Origin of the sequence: Streptomyces sp. NPDC050161 (assembly GCF_044460025.1) — a bacterium.
In the GTDB taxonomy this organism is placed as follows: Bacteria; Actinomycetota; Actinomycetes; order Streptomycetales; family Streptomycetaceae; genus Streptomyces.
This window is the reverse complement of record NZ_JBITJM010000006.1, coordinates 263,090-284,220: the sequence shown is the minus strand read 5'-3', so window position 1 is coordinate 284,220 and position 21,131 is coordinate 263,090. Positions and strand designations below refer to the sequence as shown.

Annotated in this window: 27 protein-coding genes; 22 read left to right on the top strand and 5 right to left on the bottom strand. The window is 72.0% G+C overall.

The annotated features are described in order from the left end of the window. Positions 1-231 precede the first annotated feature (231 nt). From hisD to ACIBK8_RS13605, 11 genes are read left to right on the top strand one after another with little or no spacing between them, the layout of a single operon-like run. Complete coding sequence (gene hisD, locus ACIBK8_RS13655; RefSeq protein WP_399041940.1) at positions 232-1,554, top strand: histidinol dehydrogenase; 1,323 nt, start codon at positions 232-234, stop codon at positions 1,552-1,554. Further along, complete coding sequence (locus ACIBK8_RS13650; protein WP_399041939.1) at positions 1,551-2,714, top strand: histidinol-phosphate transaminase; 1,164 nt, start codon at positions 1,551-1,553, stop codon at positions 2,712-2,714. The genes hisD and ACIBK8_RS13650 overlap by 4 nt, the downstream gene beginning before the upstream one ends. Beyond that, positions 2,711-3,304, top strand: coding sequence for an imidazoleglycerol-phosphate dehydratase HisB (hisB, locus tag ACIBK8_RS13645; protein ID WP_393679446.1), 594 nt, complete (start codon positions 2,711-2,713; stop codon positions 3,302-3,304). Before ACIBK8_RS13650 ends, hisB begins: the two co-directional genes overlap by 4 nt. Next, a complete protein-coding gene (locus ACIBK8_RS13640) occupies positions 3,301-3,465 on the top strand; it encodes a hypothetical protein (protein ID WP_393679444.1) in 165 nt (54 codons plus the stop codon). Before hisB ends, ACIBK8_RS13640 begins: the two co-directional genes overlap by 4 nt. Next, positions 3,462-4,103, top strand: a complete 642-nt coding sequence (gene hisH, locus ACIBK8_RS13635) for an imidazole glycerol phosphate synthase subunit HisH (RefSeq protein ID WP_399041938.1) — start codon at positions 3,462-3,464, stop codon at positions 4,101-4,103. The genes ACIBK8_RS13640 and hisH overlap by 4 nt, the downstream gene beginning before the upstream one ends. Next, positions 4,103-4,831 (top strand): bifunctional 1-(5-phosphoribosyl)-5-((5-phosphoribosylamino)methylideneamino)imidazole-4-carboxamide isomerase/phosphoribosylanthranilate isomerase PriA, encoded by a 729-nt coding sequence (gene priA, locus ACIBK8_RS13630; protein WP_399041937.1) that lies wholly within the window; start codon positions 4,103-4,105, stop codon positions 4,829-4,831. The genes hisH and priA overlap by 1 nt, the downstream gene beginning before the upstream one ends. 23 nt (positions 4,832-4,854) lie before the next feature. Beyond that, entirely contained in the window at positions 4,855-5,244 is a 390-nt protein-coding gene (locus ACIBK8_RS13625) for a RidA family protein (protein ID WP_399041936.1), read from the top strand. 12 nt (positions 5,245-5,256) lie between these two features. Then, the gene (gene hisF / locus ACIBK8_RS13620; RefSeq protein ID WP_393679436.1) at positions 5,257-6,012 is read left to right on the top strand and encodes an imidazole glycerol phosphate synthase subunit HisF; all 756 of its coding nucleotides are present in this window, start codon (positions 5,257-5,259) and stop codon (positions 6,010-6,012) included. Positions 6,013-6,052: 40 nt separating this feature from the next. Continuing rightward, positions 6,053-6,322, top strand: coding sequence for a hypothetical protein (locus ACIBK8_RS13615; RefSeq protein WP_399041934.1), 270 nt, complete (start codon positions 6,053-6,055; stop codon positions 6,320-6,322). After that, complete coding sequence (locus ACIBK8_RS13610) at positions 6,315-6,605, top strand: SH3-like domain-containing protein (RefSeq protein WP_399041933.1); 291 nt, start codon at positions 6,315-6,317, stop codon at positions 6,603-6,605. The genes ACIBK8_RS13615 and ACIBK8_RS13610 overlap by 8 nt, the downstream gene beginning before the upstream one ends. After that, the gene (locus tag ACIBK8_RS13605; RefSeq protein WP_399041932.1) at positions 6,595-7,185 is read left to right on the top strand and encodes a nitrile hydratase subunit alpha; all 591 of its coding nucleotides are present in this window, start codon (positions 6,595-6,597) and stop codon (positions 7,183-7,185) included. Before ACIBK8_RS13610 ends, ACIBK8_RS13605 begins: the two co-directional genes overlap by 11 nt. Before the next feature lie 15 nt (positions 7,186-7,200). On the opposite strand, the gene ACIBK8_RS13600 is transcribed toward ACIBK8_RS13605, so the two are convergent. The 3 genes from ACIBK8_RS13600 to ACIBK8_RS13590 are packed head-to-tail and all read right to left on the bottom strand — an operon-like array spanning position 7,201 to position 10,641. Further along, positions 7,201-7,944, bottom strand: coding sequence for a succinate dehydrogenase/fumarate reductase iron-sulfur subunit (locus tag ACIBK8_RS13600; protein ID WP_399041931.1), 744 nt, complete (start codon positions 7,942-7,944; stop codon positions 7,201-7,203). Further along, positions 7,941-9,935 (bottom strand): fumarate reductase/succinate dehydrogenase flavoprotein subunit, encoded by a 1,995-nt coding sequence (locus ACIBK8_RS13595; protein ID WP_399041930.1) that lies wholly within the window; start codon positions 9,933-9,935, stop codon positions 7,941-7,943. The genes ACIBK8_RS13600 and ACIBK8_RS13595 overlap by 4 nt, the downstream gene beginning before the upstream one ends. A gap of 1 nt (position 9,936) precedes the next feature. After that, on the bottom strand, positions 9,937-10,641 hold the full coding sequence (locus ACIBK8_RS13590; protein WP_399041929.1) for a succinate dehydrogenase cytochrome b subunit: 705 nt from the start codon (positions 10,639-10,641) through the stop codon (positions 9,937-9,939). Between the two features lie 95 nt (positions 10,642-10,736). Here ACIBK8_RS13590 and ACIBK8_RS13585 point away from each other — a divergent pair, with 95 nt between their 5' ends. Continuing rightward, entirely contained in the window at positions 10,737-11,630 is an 894-nt protein-coding gene (locus tag ACIBK8_RS13585) for a LysR family transcriptional regulator (protein WP_399041928.1), read from the top strand. A 10-nt stretch (positions 11,631-11,640) separates the two neighbouring features. Here ACIBK8_RS13585 and ACIBK8_RS13580 read toward each other — a convergent pair whose 3' ends face one another. After that, a complete protein-coding gene (locus ACIBK8_RS13580; RefSeq protein ID WP_399041926.1) occupies positions 11,641-12,273 on the bottom strand; it encodes a TIGR03085 family metal-binding protein in 633 nt (210 codons plus the stop codon). Between the two features lie 87 nt (positions 12,274-12,360). Continuing rightward, positions 12,361-12,540 (bottom strand): hypothetical protein, encoded by a 180-nt coding sequence (locus ACIBK8_RS13575; RefSeq protein WP_399041925.1) that lies wholly within the window; start codon positions 12,538-12,540, stop codon positions 12,361-12,363. An 82-nt stretch (positions 12,541-12,622) separates the two neighbouring features. On the opposite strand from ACIBK8_RS13575, the gene hisI reads away from it, so the two are divergent. From hisI to ACIBK8_RS13525, 10 genes are all read left to right on the top strand, one after another. Continuing rightward, positions 12,623-13,036 carry a phosphoribosyl-AMP cyclohydrolase gene (gene hisI / locus ACIBK8_RS13570; RefSeq protein WP_399041923.1) on the top strand — a complete coding sequence of 138 codons (414 nt, stop codon included), beginning with the start codon at positions 12,623-12,625 and terminating at the stop codon, positions 13,034-13,036. A gap of 11 nt (positions 13,037-13,047) precedes the next feature. Beyond that, entirely contained in the window at positions 13,048-14,571 is a 1,524-nt protein-coding gene (locus ACIBK8_RS13565) for an anthranilate synthase component I (protein WP_399041922.1), read from the top strand. A 73-nt stretch (positions 14,572-14,644) separates the two neighbouring features. Further along, the gene (locus ACIBK8_RS13560; protein ID WP_399041921.1) at positions 14,645-15,292 is read left to right on the top strand and encodes a TIGR02234 family membrane protein; all 648 of its coding nucleotides are present in this window, start codon (positions 14,645-14,647) and stop codon (positions 15,290-15,292) included. 86 nt (positions 15,293-15,378) lie between these two features. Further along, complete coding sequence (locus ACIBK8_RS13555; RefSeq protein WP_399041920.1) at positions 15,379-15,618, top strand: HGxxPAAW family protein; 240 nt, start codon at positions 15,379-15,381, stop codon at positions 15,616-15,618. A 140-nt stretch (positions 15,619-15,758) separates the two neighbouring features. Next, positions 15,759-16,268, top strand: a complete 510-nt coding sequence (locus ACIBK8_RS13550) for a DUF2752 domain-containing protein (RefSeq protein ID WP_399041919.1) — start codon at positions 15,759-15,761, stop codon at positions 16,266-16,268. A gap of 172 nt (positions 16,269-16,440) precedes the next feature. Next, complete coding sequence (gene trpC, locus ACIBK8_RS13545; protein WP_399041918.1) at positions 16,441-17,250, top strand: indole-3-glycerol phosphate synthase TrpC; 810 nt, start codon at positions 16,441-16,443, stop codon at positions 17,248-17,250. Positions 17,251-17,275: 25 nt separating this feature from the next. Further along, positions 17,276-17,572 (top strand): tryptophan biosynthesis modulator TrpM, encoded by a 297-nt coding sequence (gene trpM, locus ACIBK8_RS13540; protein WP_399041917.1) that lies wholly within the window; start codon positions 17,276-17,278, stop codon positions 17,570-17,572. 426 nt (positions 17,573-17,998) lie between these two features. Next, a complete protein-coding gene (gene trpB / locus ACIBK8_RS13535) occupies positions 17,999-19,249 on the top strand; it encodes a tryptophan synthase subunit beta (protein ID WP_399041916.1) in 1,251 nt (416 codons plus the stop codon). Further along, on the top strand, positions 19,249-20,085 hold the full coding sequence (gene trpA, locus ACIBK8_RS13530) for a tryptophan synthase subunit alpha (protein ID WP_399041914.1): 837 nt from the start codon (positions 19,249-19,251) through the stop codon (positions 20,083-20,085). Before trpB ends, trpA begins: the two co-directional genes overlap by 1 nt. A gap of 138 nt (positions 20,086-20,223) precedes the next feature. Continuing rightward, a complete protein-coding gene (locus ACIBK8_RS13525) occupies positions 20,224-21,033 on the top strand; it encodes a DsbA family protein (protein ID WP_399041913.1) in 810 nt (269 codons plus the stop codon). The last annotated feature ends 98 nt before the right edge of the window (positions 21,034-21,131 follow it).

Here is a 21,131-nt window from a genome sequence, read left to right as displayed (position 1 = left end):
CCCCTCTCGTTCTCCGTACGGATCCGGCGCGCCCCGCCGCCCTCCGTACCGGTCGTGTACGGGCCTGCGTCCGCCTGTACCTGGCCCATTCCCGCCCGGTGAACGCCTGAACACGAACAGTCAGGGCCAACTCCGGTCAACTTCGATCGGCAGGTCCGGGCCGTGCGGCGCGTTGTATCACTCAGTGATACGGACAACGGGACGCGGGAGCGGGTCTGAGACACTGGGAGGGTGATCTCCCGAATCGATCTGCGCGGTGACGCCCTTCCCGAGGGCGGCGCCCTGCGCGACCTGCTGCCCCGTGCCGAGTTCGACGTGGAAGCCGCCCTGGAGAAGGTGCGGCCCATCTGCGAGGACGTACGCCATCGCGGCACCGCCGCGCTGATCGACTACGCGCGGCGGTTCGACGGTGTCGAGATCGAGCAGGTACGCGTCCCGGCCGACGCCCTGGACCAGGCCCTGAAGGAGCTGGACCCGGCCGTCCGCGCCGCCCTGGAGGAGTCCATCCGGCGCGCCCGGATCGTCCACCGCGAACAGCGCCGCACGGACACCACCACCAAGGTCGTCCCCGGCGGCACGGTCACCGAACGCTGGGTGCCGGTCGAGCGGGTCGGCCTGTACGTCCCCGGCGGTCTGGCGGTCTACCCGTCGTCCGTCGTGATGAACGTCGTCCCGGCGCAGGAAGCCGGCGTCGACGGCATCGCCGTCACCTCCCCGCCCCAGAAGGAGTTCGGCGGCCTTCCGCACCCGACGATCCTCGCCGCCTGCGCGCTGCTCGGCGTCGACGAGGTCTACGCCGCCGGCGGCGCCCAGGCCATCGCGATGTTCGCCTACGGCACCGACGAATGCCGCCCGGTCAACCTCGTCACCGGCCCCGGCAACATCTTCGTCGCCTCCGCCAAGCGCCTGCTCAAGGGCCGGATCGGCATCGACGCGGAGGCCGGGCCCACCGAGATCGCGGTGCTCGCCGACGCCACCGCCGACCCCGGGCACGTCGCGTCCGACCTGATCAGCCAGGCCGAGCACGACACGCTCGCAGCCGCCGTCCTGGTCACCGACTCGCCCGCGCTCGCCGACGCCGTCGAGGCCGCCCTCGCCCCGCAGGTCGCCGCCACCAAGCACGTCGAACGGATCACCGCGGCCCTGGCCGGGCAGCAGTCCGCGATCGTCCTCGTCGACGGCATCGACGCGGGCCTGAAGGTCGTCGACGCCTACGGAGCCGAGCACCTGGAGATCCAGACCGCCGACGCCCCCGCCGTCGCCGCCCGGGTCCGCAACGCCGGCGCCGTCTTCGTCGGCCCCTACGCCCCGGTGTCGCTCGGCGACTACTGCGCGGGCTCCAACCACGTCCTTCCCACCGGCGGCTGCGCCTGCCACTCATCGGGCCTGTCCGTGCAGTCCTTCCTGCGCGGCATCCATGTCGTGGACTACTCCCGCGACGCGCTCGCCGAGGTCGCCCACCACGTGGTGACCCTCGCCGAGGCCGAGGACCTCCCGGCCCACGGCGCCGCGCTGAAGGCAAGGTTCGGCTGGAAGGTCCCACAGAACAAGTGAGCAGGCACGTGACCCGCACCCCCGCTGCGACCCGCATCGACGATCTCCCCATCCGTGACGAACTGCGCGGCAAATCGCCCTACGGCGCACCGCAACTCGACGTCCCGGTCCGTCTGAACACCAACGAGAACCCCTACCCGCTGCCCGAGCCGCTGGTCCGGCGGATCGCGGAACGCGTCACCGAGGCCGCCAGGAACCTCAACCGCTACCCCGACAGGGACGCGGTCGAACTGCGCACCGGCCTGGCCGCGTACCTCTCCCGCACCGGCGGCCACCACGTCACCGCCGCCCAGGTGTGGGCCGCCAACGGCTCCAACGAAGTCATCCAGCAGCTGCTGCAGACCTTCGGCGGCCCCGGCCGCACCGCGCTCGGCTTCGAACCGTCGTACTCCATGCACGCGCTGATCTCGCGCGGCACCGGCACCGGCTGGATCGCCGGAGCCCGCAACGACGACTTCACCATCGACGTCGACGCGGCCCGCGCCGAGATCGCCGCGCACCGGCCCGACGTGGTCTTCATCTGCTCGCCCAACAACCCCACCGGCACCGCCGTCGACGCCGGGACCGTCCTTGCGCTGTACGACGCGGCCCAGGCCGCCAGGGCGGACACCGCGGGCGCCCTCGTCGTCGTCGACGAGGCGTACGGCGAGTTCAGCCACCGCCCCTCGCTGCTCCCGCTGATCGAGGGCCGCCCCAACCTCGTCGTCTCGCGGACCATGTCCAAGGCGTTCGGCGCCGCAGGACTGCGCCTGGGCTACCTGGCCGCCGACCCCGCCGTCGTCGACGCCGTGCAGCTGGTGCGCCTCCCGTACCACCTCTCGTCGATCACCCAGGCCACCGCGCTCGCCGCCCTGGAGCACACCGATACCCTCCTGAAGTACGTCCAGCAGCTCAAGACCGAGCGGGACCGCCTGGTCACCGAGCTGCGTGCGATCGGCTGCGAAGTCGTCGCATCCGACGCCAACTTCGTGCAGTTCGGCCGCTTCGACGACGCGCACGTCGCGTGGCAGGCCCTCCTCGACCACGGCGTACTGGTCCGGGACAACGGAGTACCGGGATGGCTGCGGGTCACCGCCGGCACCCCGGAAGAGAACGACGCGTTCCTCGACGCGGTACGCGCGCTGTTCAAGGAACGCAGCTTGAAGGAGAACGAGCGATGACCCGCGTGGGACGCGTGGAGCGCACAACCAAGGAAACGTCGGTACTGGTCGAGATCGACCTCGACGGCACCGGCCAGGTCGACGTGTCGACCGGGGTCGGCTTCTACGACCACATGCTCGACCAGCTCGGCCGGCACGGCCTCTTCGACCTCAAGGTCAAGACCGACGGCGACCTGCACATCGACACCCACCACACCATCGAGGACACCGCGCTCGCGCTGGGCGCCGCCTTCCGGGAGGCGCTCGGCGACAAGGTGGGCATCTACCGCTTCGGCAACTGCACCGTCCCGCTGGACGAGTCGCTCGCCCAGGTCACCGTCGACCTCTCGGGCCGCCCCTACCTCGTGCACACCGAGCCCGAGCCGATGGCGCCGATGATCGGCAGCTACGACACGACGATGACCCGGCACATCTTCGAGTCGTTCGTCGCGCAGGCCCAGATCGCCCTGCACATCCACGTACCGTACGGACGCAACGCCCACCACATCGTGGAGTGCCAGTTCAAGGCCCTGGCACGGGCCCTGCGGTACGCCAGCGAACGCGACCCGCGCGCCGCCGGAATCCTCCCCTCCACGAAGGGTGCCCTGTGAACGGCCTGTCGACCGCCTTCATCCTGGTCGGTCTCTTCCTCATCGGCGGCGTCTACTCCTTCTGGAAGCAGAAGCTTCCCAAGAGCCTGATCACGCTGCTCGCCATAGGCTCCGCCATGTGCCTGGTCGCCGGCGTGCTGCGGCTGGAGGTGTGGAATTGACGGCCCCGAAGAAGGTCGTGGTCTTTGACTACGGCTTCGGCAACGTCCGCTCCGCCGAGCGCGCCCTCGCCCGCGTCGGCGCCGACGTGGAGATCACCCGCGACTACGAGCGGGCGATGAACGCCGACGGGCTGCTGGTCCCCGGCGTCGGCGCGTTCGCCGCCTGCATGCGCGGCCTGCGGGACGCCCGCGGCGAGTGGATCATCGGCCGCCGGCTCTCCGGCGGACGCCCGGTCATGGGCATCTGCGTCGGCATGCAGATCCTCTTCGCCCGCGGCATCGAGCACGGCGTGGAGACCGAGGGCCTCGACGAATGGCCGGGCACCGTCGGCCCCCTCAAGGCCGACGTCGTCCCGCACATGGGCTGGAACACCGTCGACGCCGCCGAAGGCAGCCGCCTCTTCGCCGGCCTCGACGCCGGTGACCGCTACTACTTCGTGCACTCCTACGCGGCGCGCGAGTGGGAGCTGGAGACCGGCAACCCGCACATCGCCGCGCCGAAGGTCAGCTGGGCCACTCACGGTGAGCCCTTCGTGGCCGCGGTCGAGAACGGCCCGCTGTGGGCCACCCAGTTCCACCCCGAGAAGTCCGGCGATGCCGGTGCCCAGCTCCTGAGCAATTGGATCGAGACTCTGTAATGCCGCACCCGAAGCTCGAACTCCTCCCCGCCGTCGACGTCCGCGACGGCCAGGCCGTCCGCCTCGTGCACGGCGAGTCCGGCTCCGAGACGTCCTACGGTGACCCCCTCCAGGCCGCCCTGGCCTGGCAGCAGGCGGGCGCCGAGTGGCTGCATCTCGTCGACCTCGACGCGGCCTTCGGCACCGGCGACAACCGCGCCCGGATCGCCGAGGTCGCCCGCTCCATGGACATCAAGGTCGAACTGTCCGGCGGCATCCGCGACGACGCCTCGCTGGCCGCCGCGCTCGCCACCGGCTGCCGCCGCGTCAACCTCGGCACCGCGGCCCTCGAAGCCCCCGAGTGGGTTGCCAAGGTCATCGCCGAGCACGGTGACAAGATCGCGGTGGGCCTGGACGTCCGCGGCACGACCCTGCGCGGTCGCGGCTGGACCCGCGACGGCGGCGACCTGTACGAGACGCTGGCCCGGCTCGACTCCGAGGGCTGCGCCCGCTACGTCGTCACCGACATCAACAAGGACGGCACCCTCCAGGGCCCCAACGTCGACCTGCTCAAGAACGTCTGCGCGGCCACCGACCGGCCGGTCGTCGCCTCCGGCGGCGTCTCCTCGCTCGACGACCTGCGGACCCTCGCGGCTCTGGTGCCCGAAGGTGTCGAGGGCGCGATCGTGGGCAAGGCGCTCTACGCGAAGGCGTTCACCCTGGAAGAGGCGCTGGCAGCAGTGTCGTGACGGTGTAACCGAAAGGCGGCGTGATGACCATCGAGCGCGTACGGACCGGAAGTTCCTGGGAAGAGGCCATCGGCTTCGCACGCGCCGTGGCGGCCGGCGACCGCGTCCTGGTCGCCGGCACCATGCCGCTGGTGGACGGCGTGCTCCAGGGCGAGGGCGACCCCTACGAGCAGACGAAGACCGCCTTCGGCAACGCCCTCGCCGCCCTCACCCCCTTCGGCCTGGGCGCCACCGACGTCCTGCGCACCCGCATGTACCTGACCCACGCACGCGACGTCGACGCCGTCGGCCGCGCCCACCACGAGCTGTTCGGCGCCGCCCCGCCCGCCGCGACCCTCGTCGTGGTCTCCGGCTTCCTGGACTCCCGCGTGCTGGTCGAAGTAGAACTCGAAGCTTTCAAGCAACCCTCCTAAGGAGCCGTGACCATGACCCTGGCGGTCCGAGTCATCCCCTGCCTGGACGTGGACAACGGCCGGGTCGTCAAGGGCGTGAACTTCCAGAACCTGCGCGACGCGGGCGACCCCGTCGAGATGGCCAAGATCTACGGCGACGAGGGCGCCGACGAGCTGACCTTCCTCGACATCACCGCCTCGTCGGGCAACCGCGAGACCACCTACGACGTGGTCCGCCGCACCGCCGAGCAGGTCTTCATCCCGCTCACCGTCGGCGGCGGGGTGCGCACCCCCGAGGACGTCGACAAGCTGCTGCGGGCCGGTGCCGACAAGGTCGGCGTCAACACCGCGGCCCTCGCCCGCCCCGACCTGATCCGCGAGATCGCCGAACGCTTCGGCAGTCAGGTCCTGGTCCTCTCCGTCGACGCCCGCCGCACCGAGAGCGGCTCCTTCGAGGTCACCACGCACGGCGGGCGCCGCTCGGCCGGTGTCGACGCCGTCGAATGGGCCCACCGCGCCGCCGAGTTGGGCGCCGGTGAGATCCTCCTCAACTCCATGGACGCGGACGGCACCAAGGACGGCTACGACGTCGAGATGATCCGGGCGGTCCGCGCGCACGTCAGCGTCCCCGTCATCGCCTCGGGCGGCGCCGGCCGCCTCGCCGACTTCCCGCCCGCCGTCGACGCCGGAGCCGACGCGGTGCTCGCCGCCTCCGTCTTCCACTTCGGCGACCTGCGCATCGGCCAGGTCAAGGACTCGCTCAGGGACGCCGGGCACCCGGTCCGCTGAATCCGGCCGGTGGCCGCCGCGGACCCCGTAGGCTCCGCCCATGAGCCGGGTCAACGATGTGGGCGGGCAGACGGGTTTCGGGGCGCTGGAGATCGAGGCGGACGAACCGCCGTTCCACGCCGACTGGGAGGCACGGGTGTTCGCGCTGAACTCCGCGCTGGTGCGCAACGGCGTCTACCGCCTCGACGAGTTCCGTGACACCGTCGAACGGCTGCCGCCCGCGGAATACCTGGCGGCGTCCTACTACGAGCGCTGGCTGGCCGCCATCGAGACCCTGCTGGAGCGCCGTGGGGTGAGCGCGGGTGACTGAGTTCCGGGCGGGGGAGCGGGTGCGGGTACGCGCCACCGACCCTGTGGGGCACACCCGCGCGCCACGGTACGTACGCGGGCACACCGGGCGGATCGTCGAGGCGCAGGGCCGCTGGGAGCTGGCCGACGAGGTCGCGGCCAGCGCGGCGGCGCCCCGCGTGGAGCCCGTGTACACCGTCGCCTTCGCCGCCCGCGACCTGTGGGGCACCGGAGCGCACGAGGTCACGGTCGACCTCTGGGAGTCGTACCTGGAACGGACGGAGAGGACGCGAGATGAGCGGTGAGCACGCGAGTGTGCCGGTGGCGGCGCGGGTCAGGCGGCTGGAGGAGCGGCTGATCGACGCCGGAGTGGTCGGCCAGGACCAGCTGGACGCGGTCCTCGCCTCGATGCTCAAGGGCGCCACCCCGCTCAACGGCGCCCGGATCGTGGCCCGCGCCTGGAGCGACGACGGCTTCCGCGCCCGGCTGCTGGCCGACGCCAACGCCGCGCTGCCCGAGGTGGGCCTGTCGATGCGGGGCGGCATCCAGGAGCAGCGCCTCAAGGTCGTGGCGAACACCCCGCGCGCCCACAACGTCCTCGTCTGCACCCTGTGTTCCTGCTACCCCATCGGCCTGCTGGGCCCCTCGCCGTCCTGGTACAAGAGCGAGGCGTACCGCTCCCGCGTGGTCCGCGAACCCCGCGCCGTGCTCGCCGAGTTCGGGCTGCACCTGCCCGACGACACGGCGATCACGGTGTGGGACTCCAGCGCGGAGAGCCGCTACCTCGTCCTGCCGCGGCGGCCCGACGGCACCGGCGGGCTGACCGAGGCGGAGCTGGCCGCGCTCGTCACCCGGGAGGGGCTCATCGGCACCGCCGCGGTCTGACACCGGCTCCGGGCGTCAGCGGCGCTTGCGGGCGGCCCGCACGAACTCCCGGTTCATCGACGTGATGCTGAACAGCGGGATCCCCTTCGGGCAGGCCGTCGCGCACTCCCCGGCCAGGGTGCAGCCGCCGAACCCCTCGTCGTCCATCGTGGACACCATGTCCAGGACCCGGGACTCGCGCTCCGGTGCGCCCTGCGGCAGTACGTTGAGATGGTTGACCTTCGCCGAGGTGAACAGCATCGCCGAACCGTTCGGGCAGGCCGCCACGCAGGCGCCGCAGCCGATGCACTCGGCGTGCTCGAAGGCGAAGTCGGCGTCCGGCTTGGGCACCGGCGTCGCGTGGGCGTCGGGTGCCGCCCCGGTCGGCACCGCGACGTAGCCGCCGGCCTGGATGATCCGGTCGAACGACGAACGGTCCACGACCAGGTCCTTGACGACGGGGAAGGCCGCGGCCCGCCACGGCTCCACATCGATGGTGTCGCCGTCCCGGAAGGACCGCATGTGCAGCTGGCAGGTGGTGGTGCGCTCCGGGCCGTGCGCATCGCCGTTGATCACCAGGCTGCACGCCCCGCAGATCCCCTCGCGGCAGTCGTGGTCGAAGGCGACCGGCTCCTGACCGCCGAGTATCAACTCCTCGTTGAGGGTGTCGAGCATCTCCAGGAACGACATGTCAGGCGAGATGCCGTCGACTTCGTAGGCGGCCATGGCGCCGGGGACATCGGGACTCTTCTGGCGCCAGACGCGCAGGGTGAGCTTCATGCGTAGCTCCGCTGGGTGGGATGGACGTACTCGAAGACCAGGTCTTCCTTGTGCAGAACGGGCGCCCCGGGGCCGCCGGCGTCGTCACCCGGCCCTTCACCGGGGCCTTCGCCGTCACCGGCCGCCCGGTACTCCCAGGCCGCCACGTAGGAGAACTCCTCGTCGCGCCGGGCCGCTTCGCCGTCCGGCGTCTGCGACTCCTCACGGAAGTGCCCGCCGCAGGACTCGCTCCGGTGCAGCGCGTCGAGGCACATCAGCTCGGCCAGCTCCAGGTAGTCCACGATCCGGTTGGCCTTCTCCAGCGACTGGTTGAACTCCTCGCCGCTGCCCGGCACCTTGATGCGCCGCCAGAATTCCGCACGGATCTCCGGAATCCGCTCCAGCGCCTTGCGCAGCCCGCTCTCGGTCCTTGCCATTCCGCAGAATTCCCACAGGAGTTCACCGATCTCGCGGTGGAAGGAATCCGGCGTACGGTCACCGTCGACGGCCAGCAGCCGCGCCAGCCGCTCCTGTGTCTGCCGCACCACCGCCACCGCCTGCGGATGCTCCGCGTCCACACTCCCGTCGTGCGGATGCCGCGCGAGATAGTCGTTGATGGTCGACGGCAGCACGAAATACCCGTCCGCGAGCCCCTGCATCAGCGCCGACGCGCCCAGCCGGTTCGCGCCGTGGTCGGAGAAATTGGCCTCGCCGATCGCGAACAGGCCGGGGACGGTCGTCTGGAGGTCGTAATCCACCCAGAGTCCGCCCATCGTGTAATGCACCGCCGGATAGATCCGCATCGGGACCTCGTACGGATTCTCCGCGGTGATCCGCTCGTACATGTCGAAGAGATTCCCGTACTTCTCCTCGACCCCGGCGCGCCCCAACCGCGCGATGGCGTCCGCGAAGTCCAGATAGACGCCCTGTCCGCCGGGCCCGACACCGCGTCCCTCGTCACACACGTTCTTCGCGGCGCGGGACGCGATGTCGCGGGGCACGAGATTGCCGAACGCCGGATAGATCCGCTCCAGGTAATAGTCCCGCTCGCCCTCCGGAATCTCCCGGGCCGGCCGCAGGTCGCCCTTCACCTTCGGCACCCAGATACGGCCGTCGTTGCGCAGCGACTCACTCATCAGCGTCAGCTTCGACTGGTGGTCGCCGGTCCGCGGAATGCACGTCGGATGGATCTGCGTGAAGCACGGATTGGCGAAGTAGGCGCCCCGCTTATGGGCCCGCCACACCGCTGTCGCATTGGAGTTCATGGCGTTCGTCGACAGGTAGAAGACATTGCCGTAGCCGCCGCTCGCCAGGACCACCGCATCGCCGAAATACGTGGCGATCCGCCCGCTGATCAGATCCCGCGCCACGATGCCGCGGGCCCGCCCGTCCACCACGATCAGGTCCAGCATCTCGGTCCGCGGATGCATCTCCACATTCCCCGCGGCGATCTGCCGGGACAGCGCCTGATAGGCGCCCAGCAGCAGCTGCTGGCCGGTCTGCCCGCGCGCGTAGAACGTCCGCGACACCTGCACCCCGCCGAACGACCGGGTGTCGAGCAGCCCGCCGTACTCCCGCGCGAACGGCACGCCCTGCGCCACGCACTGGTCGATGATTTCCACCGACACCTGCGCCAGGCGGTGCACATTCGACTCCCGCGACCTGAAGTCGCCGCCCTTCACGGTGTCGTAGAACAACCGGTGCACGGAATCCCCGTCGTTGCGGTAGTTCTTCGCCGCGTTGATGCCGCCCTGCGCCGCGATCGAATGCGCCCGGCGCGGCGAATCCTGATAGCAGAACTGCACGACGTGATAGCCCTGTTCGGCCAGTGTCGCGCCCGCCGCGCCGCCGGCGAGACCGGTGCCCACCACGAGGACGGTCTGCTTGCGCCGGTTCGCCGGATTCACCAGCTTCGCCTGGAACCGCCGGGTGTCCCAGCGTTCGGCGACCGGCCCGCCGGGAGCTTTCCCGTCGACGAGCGGATCCCCGGTCACGTAATCACTGAAAGTCATCTCAACTCACCCATCCACACAGCACGGCGACGGGCAGCGAAACGAAACCCGCCGTCAGCACCAGCGCAAGAACATCGGCGACGGTCTTCAGCGCACGGTCACGGGCACGACTGCCCGCACCCAGCGTCTGCGCGGCACTCCAGAACCCGTGCCGGATGTGCAGCCCCAGCGCGAGCATCGCCACGATGTAGAAGGCCGCCACGTACCACCGGTCGAAACTCGCGACGAGATTCTCGTACGGATGCCCGGACTCGGCCCGCGGGTTCACCGTCATCGTCGTCAGATCGAGAATGTGCCAGACGATGAACAGCGCGAGAATGACCCCGCCCCACCGCATCGTGCGCGTGGCATAACTCGCCCGGCGCCGCTTGTGCACATATCCCGTCGGCCGGGCCGCGATATCCCGCCGGCTCAGCTGATAAGCGGCCACCCCGTGCGTGACCACACACGCCACGAGCACCACCCGCGCGATCCACAGGAACCACTCGTGGTGCAGGAACGGCTCACCCACCGTCCGCAGCCACCGCCCGTACGCGTTGAATTCACCCGCCCCGAAGAAAATCTTGAGATTGCCCAGCAGATGGGCGACCAGATACAGCAGCATCACCACGCCGCTGACGGCCATCGCCGTCTTCTTTCCGACGGTCGAGCCCCACAGCAGGCCCGCGAAGGACGGCCGTCGGTCCGTCCGAGTGTCCAGTGCCATGAGTCCTGACGGTAGGGACCGCCACCCTCATCAGTCCAAGACATGAACCGGCTGATCTCCATAGCCCATGCCTATCGTCGCCTACCATCCCCACCATGCAGCTACAGCAGCTCCGCTACTTCACCGCGGTCGCCGACACCCGTCACTTCACCCGCGCCGCCGACCGCGAACACGTCGCCCAGCCCTCCCTCTCCCAGCAGATCCGCGCCCTGGAACGGGAGTTGGGCGCCGACCTCTTCCACCGCGCCCGCGGCCACATCACCCTCACCGACGCAGGCGAAACCCTCCTCCCGCTGGCCCGCCGCATCCTGGCCGACACCGAAACCGCCCGCCGCGAGGTCCAGGAAGTCGCCAGGCTCCGCCGCGGCCGGCTGCGCCTCGGCGCCCCGCCCAGCCTCTGCGCGACCCTCGTCCCCGACGTCCTCAGCGCCTTCCACACCCGCTACCCAGGCGTCGAGCTGATCGTCAACGAGGACGGCTCCCAGGACCTCGTCCGCGCCCTGGCCGACGGCGCACTCGACCTGGCCCTGGTCATCACGCCGCTCCCCGTCCAGGCACCCGCCCTGACCACCACCGAACTCCTCCGCGAGGAACTCGTCGTGGTCTCGGCCCCCGGCACCCCCGCCCCGTCGGGCCGCCGCCGCATCCGCGTCGAAGACCTCCGCGACCACCCGCTGGCGATGTTCCGCCGCGGCTACGACCTCCGCGAATTCACCACCGCCGCCTGCCGCGCGGCCGGCTTCGAACCGGCCTTCACCGTCGAGGGCGGCGAAATGGACGCCGTACTCGGCTTCGCCCGCGCGGGCCTTGGCATCGCCGTGGTCCCCAGCATGGTCGCCGAACGCTCCGGCCTGCGCGTCACCCGCTTCGCCACCCCCGGCATGCACCGCACCGTCTCCATGGCGCACCGCGGCGACGTCTCACCCCCGCGCGCCGCCAGAGAACTCCAGAACATGCTCCGGACCCACCTCGCCCCCGCCCCCTCATGAACCCCGGCCGTCACACCCCCAACGCGGCCTTCACCACCCGCCCGACGGCCTCCTGATCCCCCTCCAGCGTCACATCGGCCGCCGCCTGCCGCCCGAACGCGAACAACGTCAGCTCACCCGGCTCACCGACCACCGTCACCACAGGCACCCCACGCCGCGCCACGGCCACCCGCCCGTCCGGCCGCCGCAGCACCAGCCCGACCGGTGACTTCCGCCCCAGCAGCCGCGCCATCTTCTCCAGGCGCGACCACAACGCGTCCGAGAACACCGGATCCAGCTCCCGCCGCACCCAGTCCGGCTGCGCCCGGCGCACGTCCTCGGCATGCACGTAGAACTCCACCGTGTTCGACGCCTCGTCGATCTGCTTCAGGGCGAACGGAGACATCCGCGGCGGCCCGCTCCTGATCAGCCCGATCAGCTCATCGAACGGCTTTTGCGCGTACTCCGCCTGCACCCGTTCAAGACGCCCCGCCAACGGCTTGACGAAAAGACCGCCCGCCGCGTCGGCCCGCCGCTCCCGCACCACGACGTGGGCGGCGAGATCCCGGGCCGTCCAGTCCGCGCACAGCGTCGGCGCCGAGGGGCCCGCGCTCTCCAACAGGTCGGCGAGAAGAAGCCGTTCACGCTTCGCATGGGTCGACATACGGCCAGCCTACGACCGCCCCCCGGCCCCTGCCACGCCACCGCACACACACCTGCAGCACCCGCCACGGCCGCCGCCCCGGCCCCGTCATCCCCCCAGCACGACCCCCAGCACCACCGCCACCACCACGGCCGCCCCGAACACCGCCCCCAGCACCACCACGGCGACCTTCGCCGCCCGGTCCTGATCACCCCACGGGCCCGACCCGGACACCGGCTCAGGACCCGGGCGCCCCGACGGCGGCACGGACGGCTGCTGCGACGACATGCCCAGCAGCATGCCGCACACCCGCCGCCCCCGCACCGCACGCCCCACCCGGAGGCCGGGCCCGGCACGGCACAATGGCCCCATGAGCAGCCCCGCCCCCGGAACCACCGCCACCCCCGGCCCCGCCGCCCCCGGCAGCACCGCCCTCGACCCCGCCGTCGCCGCCCGCCTCAAGCACGGCCCCGACGGCCTCGTCCCCGCCATCGCCCAGCAGCACGACACCGGCGAGGTCCTGATGCTCGGCTGGATGGACGACGAGGCGCTGCACCGCACCCTCACCACAGGACGCTGCACGTACTGGTCCCGCAGCCGCCGCGAGTACTGGGTCAAGGGCGACACATCGGGCCATGTCCAGCACGTCAGGTCCGTGGCCCTGGACTGCGACGCCGACACCGTCCTGGTCACCGTCGACCAGGTCGGCGCGGCCTGCCACACCGGTGCCCGCACCTGCTTCGACGCGGACGTGCTGATCACCGTGCCCCCCGCCGACCAGTAGGCTCCGCTGCCATGACCACGGGAACCACCGGCACCGCCACTCCGGACCTCGACACCTTCCGCACGCTCGCCAAGGACCGCCGGGTCATCCCCGTCACCCGGCGCCTCCTCGCCGACGGCGACACCCCGGTGGGGCTCTACCGAAAACTCGCGGCCGAACGCCCCGGCACCTTCCTCCTGGAGTCCGCCGAGAACGGCCGCACGTGGTCGCGCTACTCCTTCATCGGCGTCCGCAGCGCCGCGACGCTCACCGCACGCGAAGGACAGGCCCACTGGCTCGGCACCCCGCCCGTCGGCGTGCCCACCGACGGCGACCCGCTCGCCGCCCTGCGCGCCACCGTCGAGACGCTGCACACCCCCCGCGACCTCCTGGAGGACGCGGGCCTGCCGCCCTTCACCGGCGGCATGGTCGGCTACCTCGGCTACGACATCGTGCGCCGCCTGGAGAAGATCACCGAGCAGACCGACGACGACCTCGGACTGCCCGAACTGACCATGCTGCTCACCTCCGACCTCGCCGTCCTCGACCACTGGAACGGCACCGTCCTGCTGATCGCCAACGCGATCAACCACAACGACCTCGACACCGGCATCGACGAGGCGTACGCGGACGCGGTCGCCCGGCTCGACGCGATGGCCGACGACCTGGCCAGGCCCGCCCCCGCGAGCGCCGCCGCACTCCCGCCGTCCGCGCTCCCGCCGTTCACCGCCGAGTGGGGCGGCGCGGCGTTCCAGGAGACCGTCGAGGACATCAAGGAGCGCATCCGGGCCGGCGAGGCGTTCCAGGTGGTGCCGTCCCAGCGCTTCGAAACCCCCTGCACGGCAAGCGCGTTGGACGTCTACCGCGTGCTGCGGGCCACCAACCCCAGCCCCTACATGTACCTCTTCCGCTTCGAAGGCGGCGTGGACGTCGTCGGATCGAGCCCCGAGGCGCTGGTCAAGGTCGAGGACGGCCGGGCCACGGTCCACCCCATCGCCGGCACCCGCCCGCGCGGCGCCACCGTCCAGGAGGACCAGGCACTCGCCGACGAGCTGATGGGCGACCCCAAGGAACGCGCCGAGCACCTCATGCTCGTCGACCTGGGCCGCAACGACCTCGGCCGGGTCTGCGCGCCCGGCAGCGTCGAGGTCGTCGACTTCATGTCCGTCGAGCGCTACAGCCACGTCATGCACATCGTCTCGACCGTCACCGGACGCGTCGCCGAAGGACGCACCGCCTTCGACGTGCTCACCGCCTGCTTCCCCGCCGGCACCCTCTCCGGAGCCCCCAAGCCGCGCGCCCTCCAAATCATCGAGGAACTGGAGCCGACCCGGCGCGGCCTGTACGGCGGCTGCGTCGGCTACCTCGACTTCGCAGGCGACTCCGACACCGCCATCGCGATCCGCACCGCCCTGCTGCGCGACGGCACCGCGTACGTGCAGGCCGGCGCGGGAATCGTCGCCGACTCCGACCCGGTCGCCGAGGACACCGAGTGCCGCAACAAGGCAGCCGCCGTACTGCGCGCCGTGCACACCGCCAACCACCTCGGCAGCTGACCAGGACCCGACGCCGCCGGGCGCGGGCCACCCCGCGCCCGGCCACCGCCGGCCGTACGCGATAGTGGTACCCGTGAGTGCCGCACCCCAGCCCCGTACAGACGCCGCGCCCGCGCCGGCCGCCCCGCCCCGCAGCGCCCGGCGCAGCCTCGCCGTCGCGCTGCTGCTCGGCGCCGCGGGCGCCGGACTCGCCCTGCTCGCCTCCGGCCGCACCTGGGCCCGCGGCACCGCGGTACTGGCCCAGGGCGACCTGCCGCGCACCGTGTCCGGCACGGACGTGACCGGCGTGCCGGGCGCCCTCGCCGTCGTCGGCCTCGCCGCCCTGGTCGCCGTCTTCGCGGTACGCAGGGCCGGCCGGTACGCCGTCGCCGCACTGCTCGCCCTCAGCGGCCTGGGCATCGCCGTCGCCGCCGCGCTCGGCAACTCCGACACCGCCGCGCTGCGCGAGAAGGCCGCCACCGCCGTCGGCCTGAGCGGAACCGATGTGCATCACGTCACGCACACCCTGTGGCCCTGGGTGGCCGCGGCCGGCGGCGTGCTGCTGCTGATCGCCGGACTGCTCGCACTGTTCCGCGGGCGCCACTGGCCTGCGATGTCGGGCCGTTACGAGCGCACCGCCGGCGGCGCCCGCGGCCCGCGCCGCGCCGCGCAGGCGCCGGACCCGGACCGCCCCGAGGAGATCTGGAAGTCCCTCGACCGCGGTGAGGACCCGACCCGGTAGCCGTGCCCCGTCCGGCATCGGTGACAATGGACGACGAGGTATCACCGCGCCCCGACCCCGGCGCGAAAGAGCTACGAGGAGCATTCATGTCGAGCAGTGGCCACGGACACACCCCCGCCGCATGGACCGGCGTCATCATTTCGTTCATCGGCTTCTGTGTCGCGGGCGCCTTCATCGTGATGGCGAACGTGCCCGGATTCTGGGCCGGCATGGTCCTGATCGGCCTCGGCGCCGTCGTCGGCGGCGTGATGCGGGTGGCCGGCCTCGGCTCGGTCCCGAAGAGCTCCGCGAAGCCCGCGCCCCAGGTCCAGCCGCAGGAAGGCTGACCGACCGCTCGTCCGGCGCCGCAACCCGGCGCCGGGACCGCACACCTCACCGAAGGCGCCGCTCCCCGGCCCCCGTCCGTACGCCCCGTACGGAGGCCGAGAAGCTGCGCCTTCGCGCATGCCGCAGCACAATCGGCAGCGTGAGTGAACCCGTGGCGCAGACCCGGCAGGAACCCGCCGCACCCCACCGCGAGAGCGTCCCCGCACCCGCCGCGCCCCACCGGCCCTGCGGCCCGCCCGGCGCCCGCCCCGGACCGCTCCGCCGGCTGACGGCGCCCCTCGGCACCCTGGCGGCCGGCCTCACCGCCTTCGGCTACGTCGGCGCCGTCGACCCGAACCACCCGGGCCACTATCCCGTCTGCCCGCTGCTGCACCTCACCGGCATCTACTGCCCCGCCTGCGGCGGCCTGCGCAGCGCGCACGCGGTGGCGCACGGCGATCTCGTCACCGCGCTCGGCGCCAACGCACCGGCCGTCGCCTGCTACGCCGCCTGCGCCGTGTTCTGGGTGGTGTGGACACTCCGCGCGGCCCGCGGCCTGCCCACCGCGGGGCCGCGGCTCCGCGCCGTCCACTGGTGGGCGGCCGGCGCCCTGCTGCTGGTCTTCACAGCCGTCCGCAACCTCCCCTTAGGCACCGCCCTGACGCCGTGACCTGCGGCCATGTGGCACCTCCCGGCCACCCGCCGATGTCCAGGTGGTGGGACCAAGGTCCACCGGATGCGGGACCTGAGCCCCCGGCCGGATACCATCGAAGAGCCTGAGGGGACGTACCCCGCCCCCTGGGCGACTGTCCCCTCCACCGTTCTAGAAGGAGGCCGCTCGCGTGAGTGTGCTCGACGAGATCATCGACGGAGTCCGCGCCGACCTCGCCGAGCGACAGGCGCGCGTCAGCCTCGACGAGCTGAAGGAGCGCGCCCGGAAGGCCCGCCCGGCCCAGGACGGTGTCGCCGCCCTCAAGGGCGAGAGCGTCACGGTGATCTGCGAGGTCAAGCGCTCCAGCCCCTCCAAGGGCGCGCTCGCCGCGATCGCCGACCCGGCAGGTCTGGCCGCCGACTACGAAGCGGGCGGCGCCGCGGTCATCTCCGTACTCACCGAGCAGCGCAAGTTCGGCGGTTCGCTGGCCGACCTCGACGCGGTCCGCGCCAAGGTCGACATCCCCGTCCTGCGCAAGGACTTCATCGTCACCGCCTACCAGCTGTGGGAGGCCCGCGCGCACGGCGCCGACCTGGCGCTGCTGATCGTCGCCGCGCTGGAGCAGGAGGCACTGGTCTCGCTCATCGAGCGGGCCGAGTCGATCGGCCTGACGCCGCTGGTCGAGGCGCACGACGAGGAAGAGGTCGCGCGGGCGGTCGACGCCGGCGCCCGGATCATCGGCGTGAACGCGCGCAACCTCAAGACCCTGGAGGTCGACCGCGGCAACTTCGCCCGGATCGCCCCCGAGATCCCCGACCACATCGTCAAGATCGCCGAGTCGGGGGTGCGCGGCCCGCACGACCTGATCGCGTACGCCAACGACGGTGCGGACGCCGTCCTCGTCGGCGAGTCCCTGGTCACCGGCAAGGACCCCAGGACCGCCGTCGCCGACCTGGTCGCCGCGGGCTCGCACCCGGCGATCCGGCACGGCCGGTCCTGACCGGCGCCGGCACGAGGACACCGACATGACCGCAGCCGCCACCGGCACCCGCCGCCCCGCCCGGGACACCGCCCCGGGCCCGGCCGGTGTGCGCGCCGTGGCGGTTGCCGTCCGGCTGCCGTACCCGGCGCCAGGACCCCGCGCGCGCACGGCGGCATCCCGCCGGTCCTGTGCGCTGCCGAGCCGCTGCGCGCTGCCGCCCTGGCACCGCGGCTGCCGGGCACCCGCCCGCCGTATCCACGGCCGTCGGGTCAGGTACCACATCGGCTCCGAACCGGGCCAGATCAACGGCATGCGATGGCGCCGGGAGACCGCGAGCTGAGACGCGGTGCGCCGCGACGGGCGCTGAACGGCGGTCGCTTCGACTGAGGGCTGCCGGGCCGGTGGGCTCGGCGGGCCCGGTGGCGGACGCTGTGCGGGCCCGAGCTGGGCGCTGTGCGGGAGGGCTGCTGTCCCCCCCCACCCCCGAACCCACCCCCGCCCCCTCCCCCGTAGGGGGAGAGGGGGGAGGGGGCGGGGGAGCACTGGGGACGGCAGCGCCTCGCTCCGGCGCCGGTCAGCGCTCTGCTTCGGCGTCGGTCCCGGCAACCGTCCGGCACAGCCCCTCGGCAACCACCCGGCTCGCCCCCGCCTCCACTCGCCTCTCGCCACTCGTCGGGCCTCGGCCCCCCCGGCGTACCCACACGTTCCCGATATCCCAGACACCCCAGATTTCCGGGGCGGTTGCCCCGGCCTAGGAGCGCGTCAGATGTCCTCCGATTTCTTCCTTCCCGACCCCGAGGGGCAAGTTCCCGGCCCCACGGGCTATTTCGGTGCCTTCGGCGGCAAATTCATCCCCGAAGCGCTGGTCGCCGCGGTCGACGAGGTCGCCGCCGAGTACGAGAAGGCCAAGGCGGACCCCGCGTTCGCCGCCGAGCTGGACGACCTGATGGTCAACTACACGGGGCGTCCCAGCGCGCTCACCGAGGTGCCGCGGTTCGCCCGGCACGCGGGCGGCGCCCGGGTGTTCCTCAAGCGCGAGGACCTCAACCACACCGGCTCGCACAAGATCAACAACGTGCTCGGCCAGGCGCTGCTCACCAAGCGGATGGGCAAGACCCGGGTCATCGCCGAGACCGGCGCCGGCCAGCACGGCGTCGCCACCGCCACCGCCTGCGCCCTCTTCGGCCTCGAATGCACCATTTACATGGGCGAGGTCGACACCGAGCGCCAGGCACTCAACGTCGCCCGGATGCGGATGCTCGGCGCCGAGGTCATCGCCGTGAAGTCCGGCAGCCGCACCCTCAAGGACGCCATCAACGAGGCGTTCCGCGACTGGGTCGCCAACGTCGACCGCACGCACTACCTCTTCGGTACGGTCGCGGGCCCGCACCCCTTCCCGGCCCTGGTGCGCGACTTCCACCGCGTCATCGGCGTCGAGGCCCGCCGGCAGATCGTGGAGCGGGCCGGCCGGCTGCCGGACGCCGCGGTGGCCTGTGTGGGCGGCGGATCCAACGCCATCGGCCTCTTCCACGCCTTCCTGCCCGACGAGAGCGTCCGGCTGGTCGGCTGCGAGCCCGGCGGCCACGGTGTGGCGAGCGGTGAGCACGCCGCCACCCTCACCGCGGGCACCCCCGGCATCCTGCACGGCTCGCGTTCGTACGTACTCCAGGACGAGGACGGGCAGATCACCGAGCCGTACTCGATCTCCGCCGGTCTGGACTACCCGGGCATCGGCCCCGAGCACTCCTACCTCAAGGACATCGGCCGCGCCGAGTACCGCGCGGTCACCGACGACCAGGCCATGCAGGCGCTGCGGCTGCTGTCGCAGACCGAGGGCATCATCCCCGCCATCGAGAGTGCGCACGCCCTCGCCGGGGCGCTGGAACTGGGCCGCGAGCTGGGCCCCGACGGGCTGCTGCTGGTCAACCTCTCGGGCCGGGGCGACAAGGACATGGACACCGCGGCCCGTTACTTCGGGCTGTACGACAACGACGCCACGGGCGCGGGGGAGAAGTGATGGCGGGCAATTCGGGTACACCGGGCAACATCGCGCTGCTGGAGTCGGTGCTGGCGGACGCCCGCGCCGAGAAGCGGGCCGCGCTCGTCGGCTACCTCCCGGCCGGTTTCCCGACCGTGGACGGCGGCATCCGCGCGGTGACGGCCATGCTGGAGGGCGGCTGCGACGTCGTCGAGGTCGGACTGCCGCACAGCGACCCGGTCCTGGACGGGCCGGTCATCCAGACCGCCGACGACATCGCGCTGCGGGCCGGCGTGAAGATCACCGACGTGATCCGCACGGTCCGCGAGGCACACGCGGCCACCGGGGCGCCGGTGCTGTGCATGACGTACTGGAACCCCGTCGACCGCTACGGCGTCGAGCGGTTCGCCGCCGATCTCGCCGCCGCGGGCGGGGCCGGCTGCATCCTGCCCGACCTGCCGGTCGAGGAGTCCGACGTGTGGCGCAAGGCCGCCGAAGAGCACGGCCTGGCCACCGTCTTCGTGGTCGCGCCGAGCAGCCGCGACGCACGCCTCGCCAAGATCACCGCGGCCGGCAGCGGCTTCGTCTACGCCGCTTCGCTGATGGGAGTCACCGGCACCCGCGAGTCGGTCGGCCGCGAGGCACAGGAACTGGTCGGCAGGACCCGGGCCACCACGGACCTCCCGGTCTGCGTCGGACTCGGCGTCTCCAACCCCGAACAGGCCGCGGAGGTCGCGCAGTTCGCCGACGGCGTCATCGTCGGCTCGGCGTTCGTCAAGCGGATGCTGGCAGAGGAGGACGACCTGGAGGCCGGGCTCGCGGGGGTCCGCGCGCTGGCCGGTGAACTCGCGGCAGGTGTCCGCAAGCGCCGCTAGCAGCGCCGCCCGGCCGCCCGCACCGACGCGGTGCGGGCGGCCGGGCACGGGCGTGCGGCACCGGCGGTTCCGTCCCCCGATAGGGCGAACATCGGGCGGAGGGGGGCAGCGGCACCCCTCCGCTTCGTTGTCCCTGGGGTGAGCCAGAAGAATCGAGACGGTAAGAGCAGCGCCCGCGAGCGGCTGCAGGAACAGCGTGCGAAGGAGAAGGCCCGCGCCCGGCGCAGCCGGCAGGCGGTCGTCGCCGGGGCGGTGGTCGCGGTGCTGGCGGTCGGCGGCGGCATCGCCTTCTGGGCGTCGTCGTCCGGGGGGAGCGAGGACAGTGCCGCCCGGGTGACCGTACCGAAGGGGGCGACCGGCGGTGCCAAGCCCGCCGTCCCGGTGGGCGCCCCCGACGCCCCCTCCGGCCTCACGGTCTGGGAGGACTTCCGCTGCCCCGCCTGCCAGCAGTTCGAGACCGGATTCCGGTCGGTCATCCACGAGTTGGAGGACTCCGGCCAGTTGAGGTCCTCGTACCACCTCGCCACGATCATCGACGGCAGCGCGGGCGGCATGGGATCACTCAACGCCGCCAACGCCGCCCTCTGCGCCCAGAACGCCGGCAGGTTCCGCGACTATCACGACGTGCTCTACGCGAACCAGCCGCCCGAGCAGCAGGACAAGTTCGCCGACAAGAAGCTGCTCATCCAACTCGCGGGCAAGGCCAAGGGCCTGCCGTCCGCCGCCTTCAGCGCGTGCGTCAACGACGGGACGTACGACGCGCTCGTCCGCAAGTCCAACGCCGCCTTCACCTCGTCCGGCTACCGCGGCACCCCGACCGTCCTGCTCAACGGCAAGGATCTGGCAAAGGAAAAGAACGGGCAGTTCACACCGGCGGACTTCAAGAAGATGGTGCTGGACGCCAACAAGGGCAAGCAGCCGGGCAAGAGCGCGGCGCCGTCGTCGTAACTCCGCTCCGGGGCGGGGCGGCGCCCGCCGGTGTCGTTACGGAGCCGTTGCCGGGTGGGTTGCCGCCGACCCCGCCCGGCGGGGTAGCGTCGACCCTG

What these genes read in the sequence shown, in the direction of transcription:
- hisB (WP_393679446.1), top strand. Translation starts at nt 2,711, where the DNA reads ATGACCCGCGTGGGACGCGTGGAGCGCACAACCAAGGAAACGTCGGTA.
- priA (WP_399041937.1), top strand. Translation starts at nt 4,103, where the DNA reads ATGCCGCACCCGAAGCTCGAACTCCTCCCCGCCGTCGACGTCCGCGAC.
- ACIBK8_RS13625 (WP_399041936.1), top strand. Translation starts at nt 4,855, where the DNA reads ATGACCATCGAGCGCGTACGGACCGGAAGTTCCTGGGAAGAGGCCATC.
- hisF (WP_393679436.1), top strand. Translation starts at nt 5,257, where the DNA reads ATGACCCTGGCGGTCCGAGTCATCCCCTGCCTGGACGTGGACAACGGC.
- ACIBK8_RS13615 (WP_399041934.1), top strand. Translation starts at nt 6,053, where the DNA reads ATGAGCCGGGTCAACGATGTGGGCGGGCAGACGGGTTTCGGGGCGCTG.
- ACIBK8_RS13605 (WP_399041932.1), top strand. Translation starts at nt 6,595, where the DNA reads ATGAGCGGTGAGCACGCGAGTGTGCCGGTGGCGGCGCGGGTCAGGCGG.
- ACIBK8_RS13600 (WP_399041931.1), bottom strand. Translation starts at nt 7,944, where the DNA reads ATGAAGCTCACCCTGCGCGTCTGGCGCCAGAAGAGTCCCGATGTCCCC.
- ACIBK8_RS13595 (WP_399041930.1), bottom strand. Translation starts at nt 9,935, where the DNA reads ATGACTTTCAGTGATTACGTGACCGGGGATCCGCTCGTCGACGGGAAA.
- ACIBK8_RS13590 (WP_399041929.1), bottom strand. Translation starts at nt 10,641, where the DNA reads ATGGCACTGGACACTCGGACGGACCGACGGCCGTCCTTCGCGGGCCTG.
- ACIBK8_RS13585 (WP_399041928.1), top strand. Translation starts at nt 10,737, where the DNA reads ATGCAGCTACAGCAGCTCCGCTACTTCACCGCGGTCGCCGACACCCGT.
- ACIBK8_RS13580 (WP_399041926.1), bottom strand. Translation starts at nt 12,273, where the DNA reads ATGTCGACCCATGCGAAGCGTGAACGGCTTCTTCTCGCCGACCTGTTG.
- ACIBK8_RS13575 (WP_399041925.1), bottom strand. Translation starts at nt 12,540, where the DNA reads ATGTCGTCGCAGCAGCCGTCCGTGCCGCCGTCGGGGCGCCCGGGTCCT.
- hisI (WP_399041923.1), top strand. Translation starts at nt 12,623, where the DNA reads ATGAGCAGCCCCGCCCCCGGAACCACCGCCACCCCCGGCCCCGCCGCC.
- ACIBK8_RS13565 (WP_399041922.1), top strand. Translation starts at nt 13,048, where the DNA reads ATGACCACGGGAACCACCGGCACCGCCACTCCGGACCTCGACACCTTC.
- ACIBK8_RS13555 (WP_399041920.1), top strand. Translation starts at nt 15,379, where the DNA reads ATGTCGAGCAGTGGCCACGGACACACCCCCGCCGCATGGACCGGCGTC.
- trpM (WP_399041917.1), top strand. Translation starts at nt 17,276, where the DNA reads ATGACCGCAGCCGCCACCGGCACCCGCCGCCCCGCCCGGGACACCGCC.
- trpB (WP_399041916.1), top strand. Translation starts at nt 17,999, where the DNA reads ATGTCCTCCGATTTCTTCCTTCCCGACCCCGAGGGGCAAGTTCCCGGC.
- trpA (WP_399041914.1), top strand. Translation starts at nt 19,249, where the DNA reads ATGGCGGGCAATTCGGGTACACCGGGCAACATCGCGCTGCTGGAGTCG.